We start from the raw sequence: 24,930 nt of genomic DNA on the forward strand, positions 1-24,930 counted from the left end.
TTATTAACCTTTCAGTAAATCCAATAACCCATTGACAGCTTCTTCAACACACTTCTCTCTGACTTGCTGTCTGTCGCCTTCAAAATGAAAGCAAATAATATTCGGCATTTCGTCTTTAAGACCCCAACCTAAGAAAACGGTTCCTACAGGCTTGCCCGGTTCTTCACCGCCGGGGCCTGCAATGCCGCTGACTGCTACTGCAACTTGAGCATTTGAGTTCTTTAAAGCTCCTAGAACCATTTGAGCAACACAGTCGTTGCTGACGGCACCATACTTTTCCAAGATGCTCTGAGACACTCCCAACATTTCATGCTTTGCTGTGTTGTTATAAGTCACAAAGCCTCTGTCAAACCAGTCGCTTGCTCCGGGAAACTCGGTCAAAGCAGCTGCAATCATGCCGCCGGTGCAAGACTCGGCAGTCGCAACTTTCAAATTACGGTCTTTTAATACATCTGCCAGGTCGGCAATCTTTGCTTTTAATTCGTTTCTCATTAGAAAACCTTCCACATTAGTTCTGCATTAAGGAAATACACAAGCAGCCATGCAACCCCGTTGACAACCAAAAGCGTATACAAAGCTGCAAAAACATCATCAATCAACACCGTCCAGCCTGATTGGGGACCATTATCAAGTCCGGCTGCTGGCGGCAATTTAACAATGTCAAAAAATCTAAACACCAATACACCGGCTAATTGCCAAAACAAACCGGTCGGACAAAGAAGAAGCACAAACCAAACGGCAACCACTTCGTCTATCACGATTGAACCGTGATCCATTTTTTTTAACACGGCCTCGCACTTCGGAATGGCAATAACTCCGACAATAAAACATAGAATCGTCAGAATCCACATCAGCCCTCTTCCGCCCAATGGCTCCAAAATAAGAAAAGCCAACCATGCTGCAAACGACCCCCACGTTCCGGGCCCCGGTGTTAAACAGCCCGCTCCGAAAAAAGTCGTAAATATGAGCCACGGGTTCTTGTAAACCTCTTTAATACTTGGCGCAGTGACAGAATAATCTTTCATAAATTATGCAAAGTGATTAAAACTTTTTGAAAGCTCAATGGACTTTCCATCTTGATCCAATACTTTTAGAGGTTCAGCCGCCGGGGCAATTTCTCCTATTCTCGTCACTTTGACGGCTCCTCCCTCATTAAGGTTCTCGATCTGAGCTCGTTTATTCTTCGGTGCCGTAAACAGAAGTTCGTAATCATCGCCGCCCGAAAGGACACACCTTCTCTGGACTTTCTCAGGGAGCCGTTTCATTTGCTCTGAACGAGGAAAATCTTTCCAGTACAAAATTGCCGAAACCTTTGATCTCTCAAGAATATGGCCTAAATCTCCGACCAGACCATCGGAAATATCACAACAGGCCGTCGCCACGCTTTTTAATTTTTGTCCAAGCTCAACTCTGGGCGTCGGCGTATCCATGCGTGCTTTGAAATAAGAGAAATCGTTTACGGGAACTTCAAACTGACCCCAGATTGAACCCAAGGCCGCGTAGGCATCTCCCGGAGTTCCCGAGACCCAAATGTCATCGCCCGGCTTTGCCCCTCCGCGGGTCATATAAGAATCCCCTTCAACTTCTCCCATAGCGCAGATAGAAATACAGGTCTTTCCCGGCAAGCCGTTAACGGATGCGGCTTTGGTAGTATCCCCGCCTCGCAAAGGACAATGAAATCTCTCTGCTGCCTCAAAGAGACCTTCAGAAAAACCTTTTAGCCATACAGGGTCGGCTTCAGGCAGCGCAATAGAGAGGAAAAAAGCTTTTGGAGAGGCTCCGGCCGCTGCCAAATCTGACAAGTTAACGGCCAAAGCTTTTTTGCCGACCGTATAGGGATCGGCATCATCAAGAAAATGAGTGCCTAAAGCCATCATATCTGCGGTGACGGCTATCTTCACGGCCCCAATGGTAAGGATGGCGCAATCGTCTCCGATCGAAGAGGAAGGCCAAGCGCCCGCGCCTATCTCCGGACGAACAAAGAATCTCTTGATCAAAGAAAATTCGTCAAGAGATCCTTGGCCCTCCGAGATACTACACGGACTGTCGTCTGCATCTGCCGGCATTATCTAGCTTCGTGCGGACGAAGTTCCGGAACCAATTTATCCAGAACGCCGTTGACATAACGGAAACCGTCTGTACCGCCAAAGCTCTTAGCAAGCTCGACACCTTCGTTAATAACAACACGATAAGGTGTAGTTGTATGCTTCAACTCATAGGTACCAATCAAAAGAATAGCTCTTTCGACCGGAGAAAGGCTCTTGGTTTCGCGATCCAAATGTTTTTGGTAAACCTCTTCAAGTCCGGCAAAGTCTTCAACGGCACCGTGGAACAATTCGCGATAAAAATCAGAATCGGTTTCCGAGAAACCTTCCATCTCATAAATGTTGAGATCGATACCGTCCGGATCATTTCCGGTTAAAAGCCATTGATAAATGCCTTGAAGAGCAAACTCTCTTGCACGTCTGCGTGCACTTCTGCCGCCGCGTTTCTTGGCAACAGGAGAGTCAGATTGCTGTGATGCCATCTTTGTTATTCCTTGTTTACTACTCGGCTTGTCCGTAGCCAAGCAGTTTGTCAGTTCTTACTTTTAAGTTACCCATTTCTACGGCAACATTAGCAGCGTCCGTACCTTTTTCTACAACTCTTGCTTTTGCCTGCTCTTCGTTTTCAACAGTCAGAATGCAGTTAGCAATAGAAATGGCTTCGGCGCCAATCATGTCGGTAATGCCTCTGGAGGATTCGTTAGCAACTAATTCGAAATGATAAGTTTCGCCTCTGATAACACAGCCAATTGCGACCATGGCTTCCAATTCTGTGGATTCGTAAAGCTGGTAAAGTGCAAACGGGATCTCGAGAGCGCCGGGAACTGTCACAACAGTGATGTTTTCTTCCTTAACTCCAAGATTCTTCAATTGAGCAAGACAAGCTTCGAGCATGGCGTTGCAGGCCCACTCGTTAAATCTTGCAACAACGATACCGACTCTTAATGCGCTTCCGTCTTTATTTGGTTCAATGAAATTAATAGCCACAACTGACTCCTAGAAAAGAGATTTTTTGATTCTAACAAAGCGGTGCTTAGAAGGAGTCTTCTTCGCACCTTCTTAAGCACCCAGAATATTTAATTTTTAAAAATAATTAGCAATGTGACAATGAGTACATACGCTCAATGTAGCGAGCCACGGTATCCACCTCAACATTGACAAGGTCACGCTTCTTGGTGTACTTGAAAGAAGTGTGTTCAAAAGTGTGAGGAATCAAGTTAATGGAAACTCTTGTTCCGGCAGGAGTATCTTCAACGGAGTTAATTGTCAAAGAGACGCCGTTGATGGTGATTGATCCTTTGTATGCCAGGAATTTTGCGAGCTTCATTGGGCATCTGACAACCAAATGCCAAGATTCTGCCTTCTGTTCCATCACTTCAACTTCACCGACACCATCAACATGGCCGCTAACGATATGGCCGTCAAGACGATCGCCGAGTCTCATGGCTTTTTCAAGGTTTACATAGCCCCAACCGTCAAGACCAGCGGTCTTCTCTAAGGACTCGGCCGAAACGTCAACTTTGAATCGTTTTTCATCGACTTCAACTACGGTCATGCATGCGCCGTTGATGGCGATAGAGTCTCCGATCTTCACACTGTCGAGTCCCAAATCCGGAGCTTCTACGTGAATTCTCAATCCATCACCAATCTCTTCGTTGTCACGAATTCGGCCGACAGCCTGAATAATTCCTGTAAACATCTTCTTCCTTTATAAAGTTAATTTTTTATTTTAACGGTCTAAGCTGAAATCTGACATCCTCACCGACTTTCTGCATCGATTTGAATTCCAGTTGAGGGACTGCCTCCATATTATGAAATGATGGCAAACGGAAAGCACGCATCCCCTCTCCCAGAAGCTTAGGAGCCATATAAATCAGGTACTCGTCGATAAGACCTAGTTCAGTCAAAGCACCGTTTAATTTCGGGCCTGCTTCAACATGAATCTCATTGATTTCGCGCCTGGCAAGTTCTTTGATCAAAGCCTGCAAATCTACTTTGCCGTCCGCACCCGGTAGTTCCAGAACCTCCACACCCATATCCTCGAACACTTGAGCACGGACTATGTCGTACCTAGAGCATACTAAAAGCACAGGCCCCGTCTCAAAAATCCTAAGCTCAGGGTTAAGCGTCAAATGAGAATCAACTATGACTCTCAAGGGCTGTCTCTGAACATCAGGGAGTCTTACGTTCAACTGCGGATTATCAACCGCAACAGTGCTTGAACCCGTCAAGATGGCGCCTGCACGAGCTCTCCACATCTGCCCGTCTTCCCGGGCAAGTTTGCCGGTAATCCATTTACTTTGACCATTGCTCAACGCAATGTCGCCGTCCAAACTCATTGCGATTTTGCTGCGGACGAAAGGGAGTCCGGTTCTCATCCGTTTTAAGAAACCGATATTCATTTCTTCTGCCTCTTCGGCACAAATACCAGATTCAACCTGCACCCCCTTCTCTTCGAGCATCTTTAAGCCTCTTCCCGCAACGGCAGGATTCGGGTCTTTCAAAGCTGCAACTACGCGCCCGACTTTTGCGTTAATTAACGCCAAAGCACAAGGTGGGGTCCGTCCATAATGCGAACAAGGTTCCAACGAGACATAGACCGTCGCTCCTTCGACGCTCTCACCTCTGGATTGAGCGTCTCGAAGCGCCATTATCTCAGCATGAGCTTCACCGGTTTTCTGGGTGAAGCCCTCGCCGATAACTTTGCGGTCTTTTACGATCACACAGCCGACAGCCGGATTCGGAGGGCAGTTCGGCAGGGCGTTTTCAGCAAGAGCTAACGCCCTCTTCATGAAACTGATATCAGAAAAACTCATTTGCTTTTCTCCCTTTCGAGAACGTCCCCGAGTTTTTTCAAAGCTTCAGTGAAGTCCTCAGGCTTGGAGTAATTGAAATAGACTGAGGCAAAACGAAGATAAGCCACCGAGTCAAGTTTTCTTAACTCACCCATCACCAACTTTCCTACTTCTTTGGTTGAGATTTCTTTCTCTTTTCTCAGCTTCAGGTTTCTCTCAATCCTATCGATCGCCTCTTCGAGAAGATCTGCTTTAATCGGCCTTTTCCTTAAAGCCAATTGCATTGAATTTCTTAACTTTTCTTGGCTGTAAGGCACTCGGGTTAAACCGTCTTTTTTAATTAAGACGGGTATGCTCAAAGCAACCTTCTCGTAGGTCGTAAATCTGCTGTCACATTTTGGACACTTGCGTCTTCTTCGAACGGTTGTTCCCTCATCGCTTGTTCGGGAGTCAATTACCTGAGAATCCCGGTATCCGCAGTATGGACAATTCATAGCTCTCTCAACTTTTATGGTTCTCTGTAGACCGGGAAACGAGCAACAAGACTCTGCACTCTTTCTTTAACGTTCTTCAGTACCGCCTCATCGTGAGGAGCATCTAAAACATCGGCAATTAAAGAAGCAATTTCACGTGCTTCCTCTTCCTTCATGCCCCTTGTTGTCATAGCAGGGGAACCGATTCTGATGCCGCTGGTGACAAATGGTTTTTGCGGATCATTCGGAATGGAGTTCTTATTTACGGTAATACCGACGTCGTGAAGAACGGTTTCTGCTTCTTTACCGGTAATGTTCTTTGAACGGAGGTCAACCAACATGACATGGCTTTGAGTCCCGCCGGAAACAATACGCAGTCCTCTCTTCTGCAGTTCATCGGCGAAGACAGCTGCGTTTTTGATAACCTGCTTTTGATATTCCTTGTATTCAGGCTGCAAGGCTTCATGCAAGGCAATTGCCTTACCGGCAATGACATGCATTAAGGGACCGCCCTGAATGCCCGGGAACATAGCGGTATTAATTTGTTTTTCCAATTCCGGCTTGCAGAAAATCATGCCGCCTCTTGGCCCTCTTAATGTCTTGTGAGTGGTAGTTGTGACAATATCTGCGTAAGGGAAAGGAGAAGGATAAACACCAGCGGCAATCAAGCCGGCGTAGTGAGCCATATCAACCATGAAATAAGCGTCAACTTTCTTAGCAATTTCTGCAAAGCGCTTGAAGTCAATATGCAAAGAATAAGCGGACGCACCGGCAATGATGAGTTTCGGCTTATGCTCGAGAGCCAGCTTTTCTAAAGCATCATAATCAATGGCTTCTTTTTCATTCAGACCATAACTGACGACGTTGAACCATTTACCGGACATGTTAAGTTTCATGCCGTGGGAGAGGTGGCCGCCTTCTGCCAAAGACATTCCCATGACGGTGTCGCCAGGATTAAGCAATGCAAAAAATACTCCCATGTTGGCCTGTGCGCCGGAGTGAGGTTGGACATTCACAGCCATTTCTACGCCGCATGGTTCGCAAAAAAGCTTCTTAGCGCGTTCTTTAGCCAGTGTCTCAACTTCGTCAACGTATTCACAGCCGCCGTAGTATCTTTTTCCGGGGTATCCCTCAGCATACTTATTTGTCAGAATACTGCCCTGCGCCTGAAGAACAGCAGGAGATGTGTAGTTTTCGGATGCGATCAGTTCAATCTGTTCTTCCTGTCGTTGGCTTTCTCTTTGAATGCTTGCCCATACTTCTGGATCAATCTTTTCGATAGTGTTGTCCTTGCTAAACACGGTTGCCCTCCGGAATTGTTAAAGATAGTCACCAAATTATAGTGGTGACATGGGGCAATCTCCGCTTCTTCCAAAAGTTATGTAAAGAATTCCGAGAAAAGATTGTTATTTTTTGAATATTCTTTCTTTTTTACCTTGACGACTTCCATATAATTATCAACAACTAATTATCTTTTAAGGAATAAAAGAAATGGCAGATAATACTCAAACAAACGCTGAAGAAATCAAGCTTCCGGATCCAATCATTTTTACCGATGCTGCCAGCCTCAAAGTTAAAGAATTGATTGAAGAAGAAGGAAACCCTGATCTGAAATTAAGAGTTTTCGTCCAAGGCGGCGGATGCTCCGGTTTCCAGTATGGCTTCACATTCGATGAAGAAATCAACGAAGACGATGCCACAATGGTAAAGAACGGCGTTACATTGCTCATCGACTCCATGAGCTATCAGTATCTTGTCGGCGCTGAAATCGACTACAAGGAAGACTTGGAAGGTGCTCAGTTCGTTATCAAGAATCCGAACGCCACCACAACTTGCAGCTGTGGATCCAGCTTCTCCGTATAGTAAAACTTTGAGCTGAAGTTCAATCCCGTTCAATCTCTGTTGGATGGGATTTTTCTTTAAGCATCCCGCTGTCCTAATGCGGATAGAGTGCCCCCAGAATTCTCTTCCCTTTCGCACCCGTAACCGCGGGAAGATTCCCAGGCAATCTCTCAACAAATTGTTTTGCTAGCCATGCGAACGCCGCGCCTTCAACATCTTGTGTACCGAGTCCAAGAATATCCGTCGGCTGTACGATTTTGCCGGGCAGGTACTTTTGCAAGTATTCCATTAAAAGCGGATTTTTTGCACCTCCTCCGCAGGTAAAGACTTCCTTTGTTTCCGGTTGATATTTTTCGATGTCTTTAGCCACCGCTAACGCCGACAAAGCAGTTAAAGTGTGCTGTACATCTTCCGGTTTCATTCCGGCACGAAGATGCTTATTGAGCCATTCGAGGTTAAACAACTCTCGACCCGTACTTTTCGGACAAGATTGGCTAAAGTAGGGCTCCGAACTATAGAGACAACTGAGCCAATCTTCATTTAAGACCCCTGCTCTCGCCCATTTAGCATCTTTGTCATAAGTAAGACCTAAATTGTCTTTAACCCAAGCATCTAAAAGGATATTAGCTGGTCCGCAGTCAAAACCGAAAGTCTTCTCCTGGTCCTCCCTTCTTCCCAAGAAAGTTACGTTGGCAATCCCTCCGAAATTTACAATTGCTCGAGGCTCATCAGAAGCAAAAACAGATGCATGAAAAGCCGGGACAAGAGGAGCTCCCTGGCCCCCGGCTGCAATATCACGATTTCTGAAATCGATGATCGTGTCAATTTGCGTTAGTTCAGCCAGCAAAGCGCCGTTGATGAGCTGAGTTGTAGCCCCGTTTTGCGGGTTATGGCGGACGGTCTGTCCATGAGCCCCAATCGCTGTGATATGAGACGCAGACAAGCTCAAATCTTTCAGGAGAGTACAACAAGTCTCAGCGTAGATTCGTGCCAGCCGATTGCCTGCAATTTGGCAGCGATTGATTTCATTGGGTCCAGTAAAACAAAGAGATAACAGGAGTTCTTGCAGCTCTTCCGATAGGCTAAGTGACTTAGAACCAAGAACTTTAAGAACCGTGTTCGATTCGAACTGCACAGCCACGGCATCCACCCCGTCCAGACTGGTGCCCGACATCATTCCGATATAAATGCTCATAAAAAACGAGACCTCCAAACGGAGGCCTTTTTACATTTAACTATTTACTCAATGGAAACTGAAGAATTTGAGTTATGGGCCAAATGGAATTTTCCAAGGAGTGCCAGCTGACGTTTAATTGGAGAAATCGCTAAGTCGAACTCTTGCTTTACTGCTCCTGTGAGAGGTTCTCCCGTACGCAAATCCGCCGTCAAAGGATTAATCTGCTGCCCGTTGTGTTTAAGCTCATAGTGGAGATGAGAACCGGTAACCATACCTGTTCTTCCAACGTAGCCGATGAGCTGACCTTTCTTGACTTGAACTCCTTCCTTCATACCGGGAGCATACTTGCTCATGTGCGCATAAATTGAAGAATATCCGGATCCGTGATTAATCTCTAACCAGTAGCCGTAGCCTCTTCTCTGATAGCGCTTGGTAACGATCTTGCCGTCGCTGGAAGCATAGATTGGGGTACCTGTTGGAGCAGCCAAATCGATTCCCCAGTGGGGACGAAGACGTCCCGTCACAGGGTGCTTTCTAACACGGTTGAAAGTTGAAGTTAAACGGGCCTCGCAAGGCATACGGAGAAATGTTTTTTCAACGCTTTCTCCATCTGCATTGAAGTAGCCTTTAAAGTTATCATTTTCAAACCAGTAGGCCTCGACCGTCTTGTCTTTTCCGAAAAATTCAAGAGCAAGCAAACGCCCCGGGCCTAAATCAGCACCGTCAAGCTGTCTTCTTTCATAAATAACATTGAAAGAATCGCCGTTAGCAACCTTCTTAACATCAAAAGAGTCACCCAACTGTTCTTTGACCTGCTTCATAACCCCGGCAGGAATCTTCGCAGACTGAGCAGCTCCGTCTAATGTACGTTCTACATATGCGGAGGCGGCAACCGGCAAAGTCGTAAAAGCGCTGGTTTTGTTTTCATGAACAAACTTTGACTTGCCTGTATTGGACCGGCTGATCTGAAAATAGGTAATATCCTCAGAAAGTGTGTCAATCGGTTTGAATAATTTAATTGCGATAACTTCACCCTTCGGAGTCAGCCTTGCTTGGATCAATCTTCCGGGAACTAATCTTGCGAAAGGATTTTCTTTAGGTTTGATGGAATTGACGTAACGTTTAAAAGCGCTATCTTTAATCCCTAATCTTTCAAAAATCTTGTTGCTGTTGTCTTTATTTCTAATGACAGTTTCAGCATAAACATGGTCCATCTCTCCGGCCCACTCTTGAATGAGGGCGCCGAGATCCACTTCTCCGGCCTTTTCAACAACTTTAGAGGGTTGTGCAGTTTCTGCGGATATAGCCGAATGGGATGAATAAACCGTACAAGCTAAGACTAGACAGCTTGTTCCTAACGCTTTCATCAGCATCTTAAAATTCATCATCACGGCTTATTCACTCACTAACAATTAATAAAAAATAACTCCCTTCCCTAGCCAGCAAATAGTAGACTTTTGTCAGATAAAATTACGGTTCGGATTGGAATAGGCCCGCTTCGAATTGAAGCGTCGCAATTATAGTAAATAATCGTTTTCCAGTCCCTTATAGATTACCTTAGCTTTTTTCAGGATGTTTCCAACAATGGCTGATACAGTTCAAGAGAAAAAATTACCGGTCTCTCCTAAAGTCAAGAGCGCCATGGCCTTGATTAAGAGAGGAATTGACACGATGTTAATTGAGGAAGAGTTGGAACAAAAACTCGCCAGATCCGAGCTTACGGGAAAACCCCTGCGCATTAAATTAGGGTTAGATCCAACTGCTCCGGATATCCATATTGGGCACACAGTTGTTTTAAACAAGCTTCGTCAATTCCAAGATCTTGGTCACACCGTTATTTTCTTGATCGGTGACTTTACAAGTTCTATCGGCGATCCCTCCGGCAGAAACACGACTCGTCCGCCGCTCACACGCGAACAAATCGAAACTAATGCTAAGACCTACTTAGATCAGGCAACTTTGGTTTTGGATAAAAACAAGACTGAGGTCCGATACAACTCCGAATGGACAAACAAGCTCGGCGCCGACGGACTCATTAAATTAGCATCCCGCTACACCTTGGCTCGTCTTTTGGAGCGGGATGATTTTGCTAAGCGCTATGCAGAAAATGCTCCTATCGCCATGCACGAACTCATCTATCCATTGATGCAAGGTTACGACTCCGTTGCTTTGGAATCCGATGTTGAGCTTGGCGGTTCCGATCAGAGATTTAATCTTTTAGTCGGCCGTGAACTCCAACGCCAATACGGTCAGGAACCGCAATGCATCATCACAATGCCTCTTCTTGTCGGTCTTGACGGCGTCAACAAGATGAGCAAGTCTAAACACAACTACATCGGCATTACCGACGAACCGAATGAAATGTTCGGCAAGGTGATGTCTGTCTCCGATGATTTGATGTGGAATTGGTACGACCTTCTTTCTTTAAGAAGCAATGAAGAAATCGCTCAGTTCAAAAAAGAATGCGAAGAAGGCAGAAACCCCAGAGATATCAAAGTTCTTTTAGCCAAGGAAATCGTTGAACGCTTCCACAGTAAAGAAGCTGCTGATGCTGCAGAACAAGAATTTATCAACCGCTTCAAGAAAGGCGCCGCTCCCGCCGATATGCCGGAAGTAACCGTCACAACTGACGCGGATGAAACCTCTTTAGCCAAAGTTCTTAAAGAAGCCGGTTTGGTCCCGACTTCTTCCGAGGGCTACAGAAATATTGAACAAGGCGGTGTACACATTAACGGTGAAAAGATTGCCGACAAGACCTATAAACTTAAACCCGGTCAGTACACCGTTCAGGTGGGCAAGCGCAAATGGGCCAAAATCACGTTGACTAAGGCCTAAGATGATTGCCCTTCTTCAGCGCGTGCTGGAAAGCAGCGTCAAAGTTGACGACCAAACCACGGGAAGCATCGGAAAAGGTTTGCTTCTTCTTGTCTGCGCTCAAAAAGGAGATACTGCGGCAAATGCTAAAGCACTTGCGCAGAAAGTCCTCAAATTCCGAGTGTTCGAGGACAAAGCGGGCAAGATGAATTTAAGTGCTCTTGATACAAAAGCAGAAATTCTCGTGATTTCTCAGTTTACGTTAGCCGCTGATACAAACAGCGGCAACCGAGCGAGCTTCACACCTGCTGCGGAACCAGCCTTAGCAAAGGCTCTCTATGATCTCTTTACTGACGAAGTCAGAGCTTCCGGCTTAAAGACAGAAACTGGAATTTTTGGTGCAGACATGAAAGTTTCTTTGGTCAACGACGGTCCCGTAACTTTCTGGCTGCAGATTCCAAAAAACAAATAATGGGAGAAAAAATGGAAAGTATTTTTAGAGTTTGGAGCGATTCCTTCCCGGATGGGCAGAGAATCCCTGAAGGTTTTGCCTTTGCCAAAATTTCTAGTACTCCCGACGAACACACGGTGCCCGCAGGCAACCGAAATCCGCAAATCGCTTGGTCTAGTCCGCCTGCCGGTACTAAGTCGTTAATCCTTCTTTGCACGGATCATGATGTCCCTGCCGATTTTTCATCGGCCAATAAAGAAGGCTGCACTATTCCGGCAGATGCCCCGAGAACAGACTTCCATCACTGGGTTTTAGTTGATATCTCTCCTGAGGAATCCTGCATCGATCCCGGAACATTGTCTAAGGGCTTCGTTACACACGGGAAGAAAGGGCCTGCTTGCGCAAATGGAATGCGACAAGGTCTGAATGACTATACCAAAGCCTTTGCCGATGATCCGGAGGTGAGAGGCAAGTATTACGGGTATGACGGTCCATGCCCTCCCTGGAATGACCTCCGCCCTCATGGTTATGTCTTTACGCTCTATGCCGTGGACTTTCCGCTTTTACCATTGTCCGGTCCGTTTACAGCGGAAGACGTCCTCGAAGCCATGAAAGGCCATATCCTTGCCTCCGGCTCCGTTACCGGGATGTATTCCTTAAATCCGGAAGTAGCAAACAAACTTTGAGCAACCAATTGTTCAAAAAAGCCGAGTACTCAATGTCTCGGCTTTTTTGTGTTTTTAAGATTAAGGAGCCAGGGCTATCTGTTCTAATCCGGTAGTTTCCGGCAATCCAAACAGAATATTCATTGCTTGAACTGCTTGACCTGAAGAGCCTTTTACCAAGTTGTCTTCGACAACGAGGATAACCAATAAGTTCGGTTCTTTACGGTAAAGAGCAATACGAACGTAGTTGGAGCCTCTTACCATGCGTGTCTCGGGCAACGCTCCTTTAGACATCACATCAACAAAAGGTTCGTTGGCGTAGCGCTGTTCATAGAGTTTTTGGAAATCTTGTTCCATGCCCTTCTCGGTCAGTTGAACATAAATAGTGGAGAATATTCCGCGAATCGTCGGAAGTAAGTGAGGGATAAAGGTCAAAGAGACTTTTTCTCCGGCGAATTCACTTAACTGCTGAACAATTTCAGGAGAATGGCGGTGACCGCCTACTCCATAAGCCTTAAAGTTATCCGTTGCTTCTGCACAAAGTAAATTAACTGCTGCTTTTCTTCCTGCACCACTGATGCCGGATTTACTATCGGCAATGATTGTTTGCTTAATATCAACTATATTGCCGACTTTCTTGTGAAGTTCAAGCAAAGGCAGCAATCCTAACTGGATGGAAGTCGGATAGCAGCCTGCCATGCCCAATACCATTGCGTCTTTCATTTTGTCGCGCATGGTTTCTGGCTGCCCGTAAACGGCTTTTTTCAAAATATCCGGGCAAGTGTGCTCCATCTTGTACCACTTCTTAAACTCTTCCGTGTCTTTGAGTCTGAAATCAGCTGCCAAATCGATAACCTTCACTCCGTTTTGGGTCAGCTCTTCAGCCATGGACATGGCAACTCCATGCGGTGTGGCAAAAAATACGACATCGCATTCTTTAAGAGGTGCTTCCTTCGGATCCTGGAAAACTAAGTCAACTCTTCCTCGAAGAGAAGGATACATATCTTCAACGCGGGTCCCAGCTTCTCCTCGGCTGGTGATAGTGACAATTTCTGCGCTCGGATGCTGCGTCAAAAGTCTGAGCAACTCAATGCCTGTGTAACCGCTTCCGCCGACGATACCGACTTTAATTTTCTTCATTTTTTTTACCGAATAAGTTAGAGAGGTTTTCAAATTGTGGACTGCCAAGAAATAAGTGTGAAGCAGCCTGGGCTTTTTTGCAAAAAATCCCGGGAAAACATCGAGCCTCCCGGGATCTTGTTTAGAAGAATTTTACTTCTGAACAATGCCTTTTAATTCTCTTCTGAGAATCTTTCCTACAGGTGTCTTAGGAATTGAATCCACGAAGACGATTTCTTTCGGCATCTTGTATCCGGTCAGATTCTGACGGCAGTAAGCAATAACCTGTTCCTTAGTTAAAGAAGGATCTTGCTTAACAATAACAGCCTTGACCATTTCACCGGATTTTTCGCTTGGTACGCCGACAACTCCGCATTCAAGCACACCGGGCATACCCTGAAGGACAGATTCAATTTCGTTTGGATAAACATTAAATCCGGAAACAAGAATCATGTCTTTCTGACGGTCCGTAATCGTAATTCGGCCGTTGGAATCCATATTGCCGATATCGCCTGTTCGCAGCCAGCCGTCGCGAATAGTAGCGGCGGTTTCATCCGCTCTGTTCCAGTATCCTTTCATAACCTGCGGACCGCGAACGCATATCTCACCGGTATGTTCTTGAATTTCGTTAGGGGTTGTCCAAGTTCCCAAATCTCTAAATCCTTCCCCGCGGATAGAGACTTCGGTCGAGGGGAACGGGAAACCGACAGAACCGTTCCACGGTGTGTACATCGGATTAGCGGATACGCCCGGAGAAGCTTCGGTCAAGCCGTAAGCTTCAATAATATGGCCTTTTGTTGAGTCAAACCACGCTTCAGCTACCGGCTTCTGAACCTGGGTTCCGCCCCCGACAGTTAACTTCAGCATTGAGAAGTCAAGATTCTTGAATTCCGGCACTCGCAGAAGACCGTTAAATAAGGTGTTGACGCCGCAGATAACGGTAAATTTGTTCTTAGCCCATTCTTTGACTAATCCCTTCATGTCGCGCGGATTAGTGATAAGAACGCACTTGGCTCCCCATTGAAGGAAGCTGCACATCGCCGTTAAAGAGAAAATGTGATAGAGCGGAAGAGCAACCATCACAACTTCTTCTCTCTTCTTGAATTCCTTAGAAATCCAGATCCCGGTCTGCATCATGTTGGCCAGCACATTGCGGTGTGTCAGCATAGCGCCTTTAGAGACGCCTGTAGTCCCGCCGGTGTACTGAAGGAATGCAACATCGTCAGATTTAATTTCAACCGGTTTAAATCCTTTGGAAGCACCAATGCTTAAAGCCTGGTTGAATTCCACGGCATCCGGAAGATTAAACGGAGGGATCATCTTCTTAACGTTCTTCAGAACAAAGTTGATGATTTGTTTTTTCGGGAAAGATAAAAGATCACCAACCTTGGTAGTAACGACATGCTTAACAGGGCTGTCGGAAGCTATTTTTTCGAAGGTTTTTGCAAAGTTCTCAATGATAACAAGAGCCTTAGCGCCGGAGTCTTTTAAGGTGCCGTTTAACTCTCTGGCTGTATAGAGCGGATTGACATTAACTACAATCATTCCAGCTTTCAAAATACCGAACAAAGTGACAGGATACTGCATCAGATTCGGCATCATGACGGCAACTCTGTCACCTTTTTCGACTCCTTCTAAACTCTGCAAATAAGCCGCAAAAGCAGAACTTTTTTCATCGAGCTCTTTATAAGACATAGTGCAGCCGAAATTTTGGAATGCCGGGGTGTTGCCATACTCTTCAGCAATTTTTTCTTCAAAATCGGGCAAAGAAGAATAAATATCGGGATTGATCGTCGCCGGTACCCCTTCAGGATAGTTTTTGATCCAAGGGAACTCTTTTTGTTCTGTCATCTCAAATCCAAAAATAAAAACGAAAACTCATTAACTTAAAAACCTTTGGCTTTTTCAGGCACAAAGGTTTCTCTTCTTCTACGACTGTTCTGCCAATTTACCGATATGCTCAGCATATCTCTTGACATCGTCCCAATCTGTAAAGTCAATACACATTGTCGGATCTGTTGGCCCATTAGTAATCTTCATAATGAGCTGAATACATTTCTTGTCAAAGAAATTGAGATTCGGATAGTCAATCTTGCCGGCAAAGCACTTGAGATCTTTAGGACGCCAAGGAGAGCGCGTCAAAAAGTTCTGCATGTATCTATTGCCTTCAACCGTCGCTTTAAACGGAGAGCGTGCAACTACAGTCACGTTAAACATCGCATTCGGTTTTCTGTCCAGACGAGTGCAGTTATTACGGACAAATTCATAGACGTTCGGGTGATAGGTTCCGTAGAGAACCGGAAAGCCGCAAAGCACAAAATCGTATTTGTCCCAATCTACTCCTTCCAAAAGCGCCTCGCTCACGGGCATTACCGTCACGTTATGACCCATTTCTTTCAAATGGTCTTCGATAGTTCTGACCATCCTTGCGGTATGACCTTTGCGAGAGTAGTAGACAATCAATATATTTTTCATTTTAAATTCTCCGAATGGGAGCGATGTTTCGTCAGCTAAAAGAAAACTGAATCAGCTAATAATAAGCCGTCATCCGCAGTTTTTCTTCAATTTCCAACTAACAATTTTAGCAAGATTGATTTTTTTGAGCTTCCCAATTCTTAAAAAGAGTAAAACTGTGTTGGAATCAAGCATTTGTGGAGTACAATCCACTCACTTTATTTATAGGACTACAAGCTTAATTTATGGCAAAAGAAGATTTACTTGAAATGATTGGTGTCATCACGGAAGTTCTCCCTGATGCTCGTTATCGTGTGACACTTGAAAATGGTCACGAACTCATCGGTTATGCAAACGGTAAGATGAGAAAACACCACATCCGTATCCTTGCCGGCGACAAAGTAGCTGTAGAAATGTCCCCATATGATTTGACTAAAGGCCGAATCACTTACCGCTATATTGAAGGCCGTCCGCAATCAACAACTTCTGCTACTTCTAAGAAGAAATAAGAGTCTCTTAGAGAGCAATCGACAAAAGCCTGCCGTTTGTGTGCAGGCTTTTTTCATACGAAAAAAGCCTTACGGAAAATCGAATCCGTAAGGCTCATTAACAGGAAATGAAAGGAAAGGAAAACTACTAGACAATAAACCGCATAATCAACATACCGATGACAGACATCAAAATGCTGTTAAGCATAAGAAGCGGCCAATACTTTTTAGGCACTTCAGCCACACCTAACAAACGGCCCATGTACTGAATCTGGGAAGCCATCAACAGAAGAGCCGGAGACATAATAGTGATGGCGGTACCGTCCAAAGTCCCAGAAGCAAGCAAGCTGGCAGCAACGCCGACACCGGCACCGCAGGACAACCAAGTGGCACAAAGTACGGTAATTGCTTGACCTGGCAGATCAAAGATACCCATAACGGGACCGCAAACCTTGCCTAAGAAGGCCATAACACCGAATAAATCCAAGATGTAGGCCAATACGAAAGCCATTAAAACATTGGGCAGGAGGTTGTTAATAGCAACGTTGAACCCTTTTCTCAATCCGATGATAAAAATATCAAACGGATTCTTTGTCTGGACTGTTGGCATTGCGTTACTCATTTTGAAAATCCTTCTTATAGAAAGTTGTAAGACAAACTCTGACAAAGACACCGCCGACAAATTTCAGGCAGAACATCACGACAAGCGGAATCCAGACAGGGACGAGGAAGGCAAAGAACAAAGCGGAAGCGATAGAGAAGTAGTTGTTAACCAAACCTGCACCGGCGTACTGCCATGCACTCATCACAACCAAATTCTTCTTATCGATCTTGCCGGTATCCAACAAACCTTTTGTTAAAGCGGCACCGGCATCAGTACTTTGCAAGTCAGTAATCAAAGCCAAACCAGTAACGCCTGGAACGCCAAGAATAGGCTTGAGCAGAGGTGTCATCAATTTTTGAGCAGCTTTTAAGGCTCCGTAGTAAGAAAGAACTTCCAGAAGGCCTAACGCGAGCATCACACCCGGCACCAAAGAGAGAGCGAAAAGGAAACCGGCACGAGCACTCACGCCGCCGCTGCCGACAAAGGAGGAAGCTCCGGAAATAGAGCCAAATTTGCCGATCAACGTTGTGAAGTCAAATGCTCCTAGCCAGCGATAGGCTTCAGGCATTTTGTAAAAAACTCCTGAAAAGAAACAGACCGCAAAAAAGAGAGAAACGTATGCGCCGACTCCGACTTTTTCTTCTTCCAAAGTGGCTTGTTCCTGTTGTTCAGGCACTTGGGGAGTTGAAAGAACATTAGAAACCATTTGATAAACCTGTAAAGATTTGTTAATCACAAATTCATTATATTTGTAAATAATTTGTAATTTTTAATTTTTATTTAAGTATCAACCCTGATATAAGAAACGATTAATTATTTTTTGATCTATTTGTTAATTTTTATGTCATTATAAATATGTAGTTGATAACCCTAATTGTTTTCTGAATATCAGGAGAAAATCATGCAAGTCCTCATTAATGAAACTGGTGAAAGACGCTCTCTCAACATGATTGACTGGATGGACGAGAAAGACTATTCAGAAGCTCTGACCATGGCAGTTTCCAGCCCCGGCACCTTCGTCTTTGACCCGGAACAGAATCTTTATTGCTGCTCAAGAGCCACCTGGGAATGGTGGAGAAGCTTCCTCTCGGGCCACAACCGTTATCCAGAAGCTAAAGCCGCTCTCTCTGCTTAAGACGTATTCCGATTAAGCCTGTCTCGGCTGAAGCTCTCTCTTCGGCCGAGCTCGTTTCGTCTTTTAGCAATTCTGCATTGACGCTCTTACGAGCTATTTCAACCACAACAAACAAACCATATTTCGACTCAAACCAACTTCATTTTTCCTTCAAGGAGCAACAATTAAAGACTTCGTTATTTTGATTTTTATGCCGATTTTGATTGTTTTACATTAGGCCGTTACTGGAAAACTTCTAATCTGTATCGGTCTTATGGGAGGAATTCTCATGACCGCTGAGAATAAAAGAAGCTGGTTTGGGAAAAACCTAAATTCATCTTCGAATACAGCAACACCATTAAGCGGCTGGTGGATATTCGGTCTGTGTGTAGCAATGATTGTAGGTTTCACTACACTCATCACACTGACTTGCCTCGCCTACGTAGACAAACCTCCGATTCCCGAACAAGTCGTTGATACAAGCGGGAATACAGTTTTTACCGGCTCTGATATCCGTCAAGGACAAGAGATTTTCTTGAGCAAAGGTCTCATGAGCAACGGAACTGTTTGGGGACACGGCTCGTACCTCGGCCCGGAATTCCCGGCTCTGACTCTCCACCGTATAGGTGAGCAGGCTAGAAACGACTATGCCTTTCAATTCAATAAAACCTATGATCAACTTTCTACAGAACAAAAAGGCGCCGTAGATGCCAAGGTCATCGAAACTATAAAAGCCAATCGATTCAACCCGTCCAAGTCCGTCCTAACTCTTACGCATTCTCAAGTTCGAGCCTATCAAGCTGAACCGGCTCATTGGGCGGAGTACTTCAGTAATCCGGGCAAGAACGGCGGTTTAAAACCCAACACCATTACGGATCCGGATGAACTCAAAAAGCTAAGCGCTTATTTCACTTGGATGGCATGGGCGAGTGCCGCCAATCGTCCGGGCGAAAGCTACTCGTACACCAACAATTTTCCGTATGCCCCGACAGTCGGTAATACGCCGACTACCGTTGCATTCGTCTATAGCGTGGCAAGCATCCTTTTCCTTTTGGGCGGCATTGGTCTGACCTTGTTCATCATTGGACGCCATCCTGAATGGGACTGGCATTCTCCGCAAAACGGCACCCTCCTTGGCTGCCTGCGCAGATGACATCTCCGAGTCAAAAGGCTCTCGTTAAATTTGTTGTTTTTGTCGCTTTCCTCTTCATCATGCAATGCCTTGTCGGAGGAGGAGTTGCGCATATGCGTGCAGATCCAACGAATTTCTACGGAATTAATTTGGCGGAATACTTCTCAAGTTCTTTATTGAGAACTTTCCACTTGCAGGCGATGATTTTCTGGCTCGCTACGGGCTTTGCTACCGGCGGCTTATTCCTCTCGAGGGTTCTCGGAGGCAAAGAAATGCCTAGGCAAGCGCCTTTGACGAACATTCTTTTTGCAGCCTTAGCTATTGTTGTCTTCGGCAACGTACTGAGCGAATGAGTGGGGGGGGACTGTCCGGTCTCTGGGACGGAATGACATTCTGGCTTGGCAGCCAAGGTTGGGAGTATCTTGAAATCGGACGTGCATGGCAGTGGCTTCTCATTGTCGGTTTACTGTTCTGGTTCTTCCTTGTCGTACGCAACACCGTTCCGGCCTTGAAAAGGCCTCCGATTAGGAAACTCTCGATCATGTTCTTGATCGCCGCTTTCTCGATTCCGTTCTTCTATTTGCCGGCCGTTTTCGTCGACAACACCACCAACTACACAATCGTCGATACATGGCGTTTTTGGATCATTCACTTGTGGGTTGAAGGCTTTTTTGAACTCTTTGCCACCACGATGGTCGCTCTTACGTTCATTGAGTTAGGCCTAGTCTCTAAGCAGATGGGTTTGCGGCTCATTTTCCTGGATGCTACCTTGATTTTCATGGGCGGGATCATCGGAACCGGCCATCACTGGTACTTCTCCGGCATGACTCAGCCGAACATGATGCTTTCTTCCTGCTTCTCAGCATTGGAAGTTGTTCCTCTGGTCGTTCTATGTGTTGAAGCCTGGTCATTCCGCAAAACTGCACTTCTCGGCCCGGATCAGACAATGGCAAAGAAGTTCTACTGGCCCCTTATGTTCATGTTAGGCGTTGGCTTCTGGAACTTTATCGGAGCAGGTGTTCTAGGATTCCTCATCAATATGCCCATTGTCAGCTACTTTGAAGTCGGAACTTATCTGACGTCAAACCACGGTCATGCTGCTATGTTCGGTGTATTCGGAATGCTTTCCTTGGCACTGTGCTTGATGGTTCTCAGAGAATCTGCTTCAGACGAAGTATGGGCAAAAGCAGAAAAATGGATCAAATGTTCCTTCTGAGGATTGAATATCGGACTTATACTGATGCTTGTTCTAAGCCTAATGCCGGCGGGATTCATCCAGCTTTGGGAGGTATTCAGCAGCGGTTACTGGCACGCTAGAAGTGTGGAATTCACAAATTCCGGACTTCTTTCCTTCTTCGGCTACTTCAGAATGCTGGGCGACTTGGTCTTCATTTTCTTCGGCGCCATCCCCTTCTTTATCGCGAGCTGGAAAGTTTGGAGATTCAACAGTAAAACTTCTGTGAAGTAATTTTAGCTTCTGAGGCGAACGGCCCGGATATTCTTCGGGGCCGTTTCTGTTGACCTACAGGCAAAAATTAACCGGCGCAAAGGCCGGTCAGATCTGACAGCTTATCTATTAGATGAGAGTCAAGAAGCGGGAGATCATGCGGATACGTTCTTCAACTGTATCCAATCTCAAGTATTCTCTGTCGCAGTGGAATTCAGCACCGGCTGGGCCGCATCCGTCGATAACAGGGATATTCATTTCAGCCATGTGGTTGCCGTCGGAAGCTCCGCCAGCATCAACCCATTTAACGTCAACGCCTTCGAGCTTGCCGGCTTCAGTAATCTGGCTAACCAATTCTTTGGTGTTTTCAGACAACGGCATAGCAGGAATATGGCTGACGCGTACGAGTTCTTGAGTAACTCTCGGAGCCCATGTGCATTTAGCCATGTTATTGAGGGCATCATCAATGAGTTTGTCGCATTCCGGATTCCAGTAACGAACGTCGAGCTTAACAACGCATTTATCAGAAATAACGTTGGAAGCAGAACCGCCCTGGATCACGCCTGGGTTAACTGTAGTACCGACTTCATAATCAGCCAGACCGTAAGCAGCTAAAGCAAATCTCATTGCAGCAACGTTAGCGTTTGCTCCTTTGTACGGTGCGTTGCCGGCGTGTGAACCTACACCGTGGAATGTGACTTCATAAGTAGCGGAACCCTTTCTGGAGCGAACTAATTCGCCGCCTGCACGAGCAGCTTCGAATACGAGTGCGCGTTTGGACTTTGCTGCCAAAGAAGCAAGCCACTTGGCGGAGTTCTTAGAACCTGTTTCTTCGTCCGGGTTCAAAGCAACGGCGATAGCCAATCTTTGAAGATCTTCCGGTCTTGCATTCTTCAAAGCATAGAAGATAGCCAAAACACCGCTCTTGCAGTCAGAGCATCCTGGACCGTATGCTGTGTCACCTTTCATGGAGAATGGGCGAGCAGCAGCTGTTCCGTCAGGGAATACTGTGTCCATATGAGCATTCATAAGAACATCGTATTCTTTTGCATCAGGTTTGTTTGTTGCAAAAAGACCTTTACCGGCGTTAGGACCGAGATCTACTAGTTCTGCATGGAATCCGATGGATTCATAATGCTTCTTCATCATTTCGGCAATAGCTGTGACGCCAGCGACATTGCTTGTACCGCAATCGATGTTAACAAGAGGCTTTAAATCTTCGATAAAGGATTCAAGGACTGTCATGAAAATCTTCCTGTTAAAAGATATTGAGAAGCGAGAATAATTCTTGGTCATTCTCGAAAATTGCTCAAAATTGTAGGAGGCTCCTCAAGAATAAGATATAAGTACTAACACGAACAACGGATCAATCCTCGTACTCAGTTTATCTCAACGAATTACTGCTGATTGTCTCAATACCTTTGTCTTTCCACTGCTGCTTAGCAGCTGCCAAGGAACCTCCAACGTCAATACCACGGCATGCATCTTCGAGAACGAAAGTCTTAAACCCTTCTTTAACGGCATCCAAAGCGGACCAAGACACACAGAAATCCGTGGCCAAACCGCATAAGAAAACTTCCGTAATTCCTCGGTCTCTCAGCCAATCGGCAAGAATTGTTTTTGATTTGCCGTCAGCCTCAAAAAATGCGGAATAACTATCCACTTCCGAGTTGGTACCTTTACGAACCTTGAATTCGGTGCCTTTAACCGCAAGGGTCTCGGCAAGTTCCGCCCCTTTGCTGTTCTGTACACAATGAGCAGGCCACAGCACTTGTTGCCCGTAAGGCATCGTCGTCACATCATACGGTTTTTTGTTTTCGTGATTTGAAGCAAAAGATTTGTGCTCGGCCGGATGCCAATCTTGGGTTAAAACAACCGTTTGAAATAACGGCATCGCTTTATTGATGACAGGAATTACTTTAGAACCTTCCGGAACCGGAAGCGAGCCTGTTTCCAGGAAATCATTCTGAACATCAACAACAATGAGAGCTTGATTTTTATTCATTTTTTATCCACCCATGTACGTAATCAACAACTTCTTTTACAGAACCGGTCTTAACTTGATAAGCGCTCTGTCCGAATTCGATGTATGCTAAATCCATGCTGCCGAACTCTTCCGCTTTTTTGAATATGTCTTTGAGAGCAAACCACTGATAAGGGAAGTCCAGAACCGGAAGTTCGTTTTCTTGGATGGCTTCCAAAATTCCCGTGTACAAACTTCTTGAAGGTCGGCCCATGGCAAAAGAATTTACTTCAGAAGCCCCGTCAGAGAAATAAGAAAGCGGAAGTCTCCAAGTTTGAGGGAACGTAGATTCAGAAGTATTGATAAGACCATCCGAAATCACGATACCGGAGGCACCCAACTGCAGGGCAGCTTTAACAGCATCTTCGGAAAGTAGAGATGCATCCGCCACAAAAGGAATTTTTAGAGCGCGGTTCAATTCTGAAAAGTAGGTCAAAGAGTCAATCGCCGAAGCCGTTACAGAAGATTCGCAAAAGGATCGAAGGCCCGGAGCTCCCCAGCCCTGAGCCAAGATAGTTTTAACACCGCTGGCAACTAAAACCTTAGAGTCTTTTAAATTGGAAGATACTCCGTAAATTCTTACATCTTTCTCTTCCAAGGCTTCCATATACGGTTCACGAAGTCCACCAAGACAGACTCCCAAGATTTTGACATCTAAATCCAAGATCTTTTTGAACTGGGCCTCGAAATCAATCCCTTTCGGAACTTCAGGATCATCGAGTCCCAGATCTTCTCTGACCGGTCTCAGCGCCTTATTAAGAAGCTCGAACTTCTTTTCATCAAAAGCCGTTTTCTGTTCCGGGAATATTTCCACTGCAAAAGGCTTATCCGTAAGCTCCCTGATCCTCCCGACGTTTTCTGCCAACTCTTCAGGAGTCATCAAGCCTGCAGATAACACACCTAACGCACCGCTGTTGCTCGCCTGAGCAATAAGTTCCGGAGTTTGCCAGCAAAAACTCGGACGGCAAAAAATGGGTTTTTCTATATCGAAGTACCACTGGACTCTTTCTATTTGGTTTTGGTGATTTTGAGAACTCAATTGATCCTCTGCGTAATGGCTTTCAAAAAATGAAAATATAACTCGAATCCTTGCCCTAGAACTTAACAAGAGATCTTTGCTCACCATAAGATAAAAGACGCCAAGTGTCTTAAATTGAGGATTAAGATTGTTAAGGAGAGAGCAGATGTAAGAAAATTACAATTGCATTTTTGGGCTTAAGAAAGCAACGGCATGGCAGCAAAAAACAAAAAACGATATTTCATCATCGGGACGACAGTAATGGGTTTGCTTATCCTCTCGCTTATTGCCGTGGCCGTTATTGCCAGCCCTAATTTCTTTCGGCCTAAAACCTATGCAGAAACCTACTTTACTGAGTCCGTCAATGGATTAGATGTGGGTGCGCCCGTTAAATTCAGAGGCGTTCCGATAGGGAAAGTCACAGAAATCGATTTATCTTCGACCGTTTACCCTGAAAATCATATCTTTTTATTTTCTAAGAATAAGTCTGTAGCTGTCGTGAAGATGCTTCTCTATTTTGATGAAGGTCAAGTAAGACAGGAACTGCGCAAATATATTGAAGAAGGATTAAGAGCTCAGACTCAATTATCCGGCCTTACCGGCACTCTTTACATATCTCTGGACTTTCTCAATCCTAAAGAATTTCCTGCCCCGAAGAAACCTCCCGTCTGGGAAGCCAATTATTTGGTGATTCCATCCGCGCCAAGTCTTACTACTCAAATTACAGAAAGTGTTAGTTCATTCTTATCTCGCTTAGACAAGATCCATCCGGATCAAAAACTGATGGAAACGATTCCAAATGCAAAGGAATTAATTGCTAACTTGGATAGAATCGCCGACGGTCTAAATGCTCATACGCTCAATCTTATTTTAACGAACTTCGATAAACTGCTTAAAACAGCATCCAATAAAATCTCTGATTTAGACGTCAAAACTCTGAAATCTTTGATTGCTCAGCTTGATTCCACAGCAGCCGATCTTGATAAACAAGTAGGCACAAGCAATATTGATAAGCTAATGAACGATATCAATTCACTTTCGGCTAAGTTCGACGCAATGGCCAAAAACAATCAGTACGATGTACGAGCTTTAATGTTGTCCCTACTTCAAGTAACGCAGAATCTTGATCAGTTGACGAGCCAATTGGCCACCGACCCGTCTAGTCTCGTCAGACCAAGACCGGGCATTCCGCGCGTGGAATAAAAATAGCCGATCGCGGAAGCGACCGGCTTAATAACCCATTTCAACTACCAAGCTACGTTATTCTCA

30 protein-coding genes are annotated in these 24,930 nt (G+C 45.4%); 11 read left to right on the forward strand and 19 right to left on the reverse strand.

Translation table 11 applies throughout. The features are described 5' to 3' along the window. Nucleotides 1–3 precede the first annotated feature (3 nt). The 9 genes from ADH67_RS08075 to glyA form a co-directional block, all read right to left on the reverse strand. Nucleotides 4–492, reverse strand: coding sequence for a CinA family protein (locus ADH67_RS08075; RefSeq protein WP_066595233.1), 489 nt, complete (start codon nt 490–492; stop codon nt 4–6). Beyond that, on the reverse strand, nt 492–1,025 hold the full coding sequence (locus tag ADH67_RS08080) for a phosphatidylglycerophosphatase A family protein (RefSeq protein WP_066595234.1): 534 nt from the start codon (nt 1,023–1,025) through the stop codon (nt 492–494). The genes ADH67_RS08075 and ADH67_RS08080 overlap by 1 nt, the downstream gene beginning before the upstream one ends. A 3-nt stretch (nt 1,026–1,028) precedes the next feature. Next, entirely contained in the window at nt 1,029–2,066 is a 1,038-nt protein-coding gene (gene thiL / locus ADH67_RS08085) for a thiamine-phosphate kinase (protein ID WP_066595236.1), read from the reverse strand. Further along, entirely contained in the window at nt 2,066–2,527 is a 462-nt protein-coding gene (nusB, locus tag ADH67_RS08090) for a transcription antitermination factor NusB (RefSeq protein WP_066595238.1), read from the reverse strand. Before nusB ends, thiL begins: the two co-directional genes overlap by 1 nt. 19 nt (nt 2,528–2,546) lie before the next feature. After that, on the reverse strand, nt 2,547–3,032 hold the full coding sequence (gene ribH, locus ADH67_RS08095) for a 6,7-dimethyl-8-ribityllumazine synthase (RefSeq protein ID WP_066595242.1): 486 nt from the start codon (nt 3,030–3,032) through the stop codon (nt 2,547–2,549). A gap of 106 nt (nt 3,033–3,138) precedes the next feature. Further along, on the reverse strand, nt 3,139–3,744 hold the full coding sequence (locus tag ADH67_RS08100) for a riboflavin synthase (RefSeq protein ID WP_066595243.1): 606 nt from the start codon (nt 3,742–3,744) through the stop codon (nt 3,139–3,141). Between the two features lie 25 nt (nt 3,745–3,769). Beyond that, entirely contained in the window at nt 3,770–4,861 is a 1,092-nt protein-coding gene (ribD, locus tag ADH67_RS08105; RefSeq protein ID WP_066595244.1) for a bifunctional diaminohydroxyphosphoribosylaminopyrimidine deaminase/5-amino-6-(5-phosphoribosylamino)uracil reductase RibD, read from the reverse strand. Further along, on the reverse strand, nt 4,858–5,334 hold the full coding sequence (gene nrdR / locus ADH67_RS08110) for a transcriptional regulator NrdR (protein ID WP_066595246.1): 477 nt from the start codon (nt 5,332–5,334) through the stop codon (nt 4,858–4,860). Before nrdR ends, ribD begins: the two co-directional genes overlap by 4 nt. Before the next feature lie 14 nt (nt 5,335–5,348). Continuing rightward, complete coding sequence (gene glyA / locus ADH67_RS08115) at nt 5,349–6,614, reverse strand: serine hydroxymethyltransferase (protein ID WP_066595249.1); 1,266 nt, start codon at nt 6,612–6,614, stop codon at nt 5,349–5,351. Nucleotides 6,615–6,804: 190 nt separating this feature from the next. Here glyA and erpA point away from each other — a divergent pair, with 190 nt between their 5' ends. Further along, nucleotides 6,805–7,176 (forward strand): iron-sulfur cluster insertion protein ErpA, encoded by a 372-nt coding sequence (gene erpA / locus ADH67_RS08120; RefSeq protein WP_066595251.1) that lies wholly within the window; start codon nt 6,805–6,807, stop codon nt 7,174–7,176. A 73-nt stretch (nt 7,177–7,249) separates the two neighbouring features. On the opposite strand, the gene ADH67_RS08125 is transcribed toward erpA, so the two are convergent. Next, complete coding sequence (locus tag ADH67_RS08125; RefSeq protein ID WP_066595252.1) at nt 7,250–8,350, reverse strand: anhydro-N-acetylmuramic acid kinase; 1,101 nt, start codon at nt 8,348–8,350, stop codon at nt 7,250–7,252. 44 nt (nt 8,351–8,394) lie between these two features. Further along, nucleotides 8,395–9,720: a M23 family metallopeptidase gene (locus tag ADH67_RS08130; RefSeq protein ID WP_084081573.1), complete on the reverse strand. Its 1,326-nt coding sequence runs from the start codon at nt 9,718–9,720 to the stop codon at nt 8,395–8,397. Nucleotides 9,721–9,916: 196 nt separating this feature from the next. Between ADH67_RS08130 and tyrS the strand changes: the two genes are divergently transcribed. From tyrS to ADH67_RS08145, 3 genes are read left to right on the forward strand one after another with little or no spacing between them, the layout of a single operon-like run. After that, entirely contained in the window at nt 9,917–11,167 is a 1,251-nt protein-coding gene (tyrS, locus tag ADH67_RS08135) for a tyrosine--tRNA ligase (RefSeq protein WP_066595256.1), read from the forward strand. Nucleotide 11,168: 1 nt separating this feature from the next. Next, on the forward strand, nt 11,169–11,618 hold the full coding sequence (gene dtd / locus ADH67_RS08140) for a D-aminoacyl-tRNA deacylase (protein WP_066595258.1): 450 nt from the start codon (nt 11,169–11,171) through the stop codon (nt 11,616–11,618). Between the two features lie 11 nt (nt 11,619–11,629). Then, a complete protein-coding gene (locus ADH67_RS08145) occupies nt 11,630–12,283 on the forward strand; it encodes a YbhB/YbcL family Raf kinase inhibitor-like protein (RefSeq protein ID WP_066596036.1) in 654 nt (217 codons plus the stop codon). A gap of 60 nt (nt 12,284–12,343) precedes the next feature. On the opposite strand, the gene argC is transcribed toward ADH67_RS08145, so the two are convergent. The 3 genes from argC to hemG all read right to left on the reverse strand — a co-directional run bounded on the left by argC (nt 12,344) and on the right by hemG (nt 15,856). Further along, the gene (gene argC / locus ADH67_RS08150) at nt 12,344–13,402 is read right to left on the reverse strand and encodes an N-acetyl-gamma-glutamyl-phosphate reductase (protein ID WP_066595260.1); all 1,059 of its coding nucleotides are present in this window, start codon (nt 13,400–13,402) and stop codon (nt 12,344–12,346) included. A gap of 132 nt (nt 13,403–13,534) precedes the next feature. After that, nucleotides 13,535–15,232: an AMP-binding protein gene (locus ADH67_RS08155; protein ID WP_066595262.1), complete on the reverse strand. Its 1,698-nt coding sequence runs from the start codon at nt 15,230–15,232 to the stop codon at nt 13,535–13,537. Nucleotides 15,233–15,310: 78 nt separating this feature from the next. Then, the gene (hemG, locus tag ADH67_RS08160; RefSeq protein ID WP_066595264.1) at nt 15,311–15,856 is read right to left on the reverse strand and encodes a menaquinone-dependent protoporphyrinogen IX dehydrogenase; all 546 of its coding nucleotides are present in this window, start codon (nt 15,854–15,856) and stop codon (nt 15,311–15,313) included. Nucleotides 15,857–16,080: 224 nt separating this feature from the next. Here hemG and infA point away from each other — a divergent pair, with 224 nt between their 5' ends. Beyond that, entirely contained in the window at nt 16,081–16,344 is a 264-nt protein-coding gene (infA, locus tag ADH67_RS08165) for a translation initiation factor IF-1 (protein WP_066595266.1), read from the forward strand. A gap of 127 nt (nt 16,345–16,471) precedes the next feature. Here the strand turns inward: infA and ADH67_RS08170 are convergent, their stop codons facing one another. Then, on the reverse strand, nt 16,472–16,945 hold the full coding sequence (locus ADH67_RS08170; RefSeq protein ID WP_066595267.1) for a YjiG family protein: 474 nt from the start codon (nt 16,943–16,945) through the stop codon (nt 16,472–16,474). Next, the gene (locus tag ADH67_RS08175; protein ID WP_066595268.1) at nt 16,938–17,633 is read right to left on the reverse strand and encodes a nucleoside recognition domain-containing protein; all 696 of its coding nucleotides are present in this window, start codon (nt 17,631–17,633) and stop codon (nt 16,938–16,940) included. Before ADH67_RS08175 ends, ADH67_RS08170 begins: the two co-directional genes overlap by 8 nt. 195 nt (nt 17,634–17,828) lie before the next feature. On the opposite strand from ADH67_RS08175, the gene ADH67_RS08180 reads away from it, so the two are divergent. From ADH67_RS08180 to ADH67_RS13365, 5 genes are all read left to right on the forward strand, one after another. Next, a complete protein-coding gene (locus ADH67_RS08180; RefSeq protein WP_066595269.1) occupies nt 17,829–18,062 on the forward strand; it encodes a hypothetical protein in 234 nt (77 codons plus the stop codon). Nucleotides 18,063–18,330: 268 nt separating this feature from the next. Continuing rightward, nucleotides 18,331–19,194, forward strand: coding sequence for a hypothetical protein (locus ADH67_RS13350; protein ID WP_201415695.1), 864 nt, complete (start codon nt 18,331–18,333; stop codon nt 19,192–19,194). Nucleotides 19,195–19,286: 92 nt separating this feature from the next. Next, nucleotides 19,287–19,526 carry a hypothetical protein gene (locus ADH67_RS13660; protein ID WP_330873121.1) on the forward strand — a complete coding sequence of 80 codons (240 nt, stop codon included), beginning with the start codon at nt 19,287–19,289 and terminating at the stop codon, nt 19,524–19,526. Next, entirely contained in the window at nt 19,523–20,389 is an 867-nt protein-coding gene (locus ADH67_RS13360; RefSeq protein ID WP_201415697.1) for a cbb3-type cytochrome c oxidase subunit I, read from the forward strand. The genes ADH67_RS13660 and ADH67_RS13360 overlap by 4 nt, the downstream gene beginning before the upstream one ends. Before the next feature lie 24 nt (nt 20,390–20,413). Continuing rightward, nucleotides 20,414–20,641, forward strand: coding sequence for a hypothetical protein (locus ADH67_RS13365; protein WP_201415698.1), 228 nt, complete (start codon nt 20,414–20,416; stop codon nt 20,639–20,641). A 108-nt stretch (nt 20,642–20,749) separates the two neighbouring features. Here the strand turns inward: ADH67_RS13365 and ADH67_RS08190 are convergent, their stop codons facing one another. The 3 genes from ADH67_RS08190 to ADH67_RS08200 form a co-directional block, all read right to left on the reverse strand. Continuing rightward, entirely contained in the window at nt 20,750–21,865 is a 1,116-nt protein-coding gene (locus ADH67_RS08190) for a M20 family metallopeptidase (protein ID WP_066595270.1), read from the reverse strand. Between the two features lie 139 nt (nt 21,866–22,004). Then, on the reverse strand, nt 22,005–22,625 hold the full coding sequence (gene pncA, locus ADH67_RS08195) for a bifunctional nicotinamidase/pyrazinamidase (protein ID WP_066595271.1): 621 nt from the start codon (nt 22,623–22,625) through the stop codon (nt 22,005–22,007). Next, entirely contained in the window at nt 22,618–23,682 is a 1,065-nt protein-coding gene (locus ADH67_RS08200; protein WP_066595272.1) for an NAD(P)H-dependent flavin oxidoreductase, read from the reverse strand. Before ADH67_RS08200 ends, pncA begins: the two co-directional genes overlap by 8 nt. Before the next feature lie 192 nt (nt 23,683–23,874). On the opposite strand from ADH67_RS08200, the gene ADH67_RS08205 reads away from it, so the two are divergent. Beyond that, nucleotides 23,875–24,864, forward strand: coding sequence for an MlaD family protein (locus tag ADH67_RS08205; RefSeq protein ID WP_066595275.1), 990 nt, complete (start codon nt 23,875–23,877; stop codon nt 24,862–24,864). The last annotated feature ends 66 nt before the right edge of the window (nt 24,865–24,930 follow it).

The organism is Turicimonas muris, from assembly GCF_002221595.1.
In the GTDB taxonomy this organism is placed as follows: domain Bacteria; phylum Pseudomonadota; class Gammaproteobacteria; order Burkholderiales; family Burkholderiaceae_F; genus Turicimonas; species Turicimonas muris.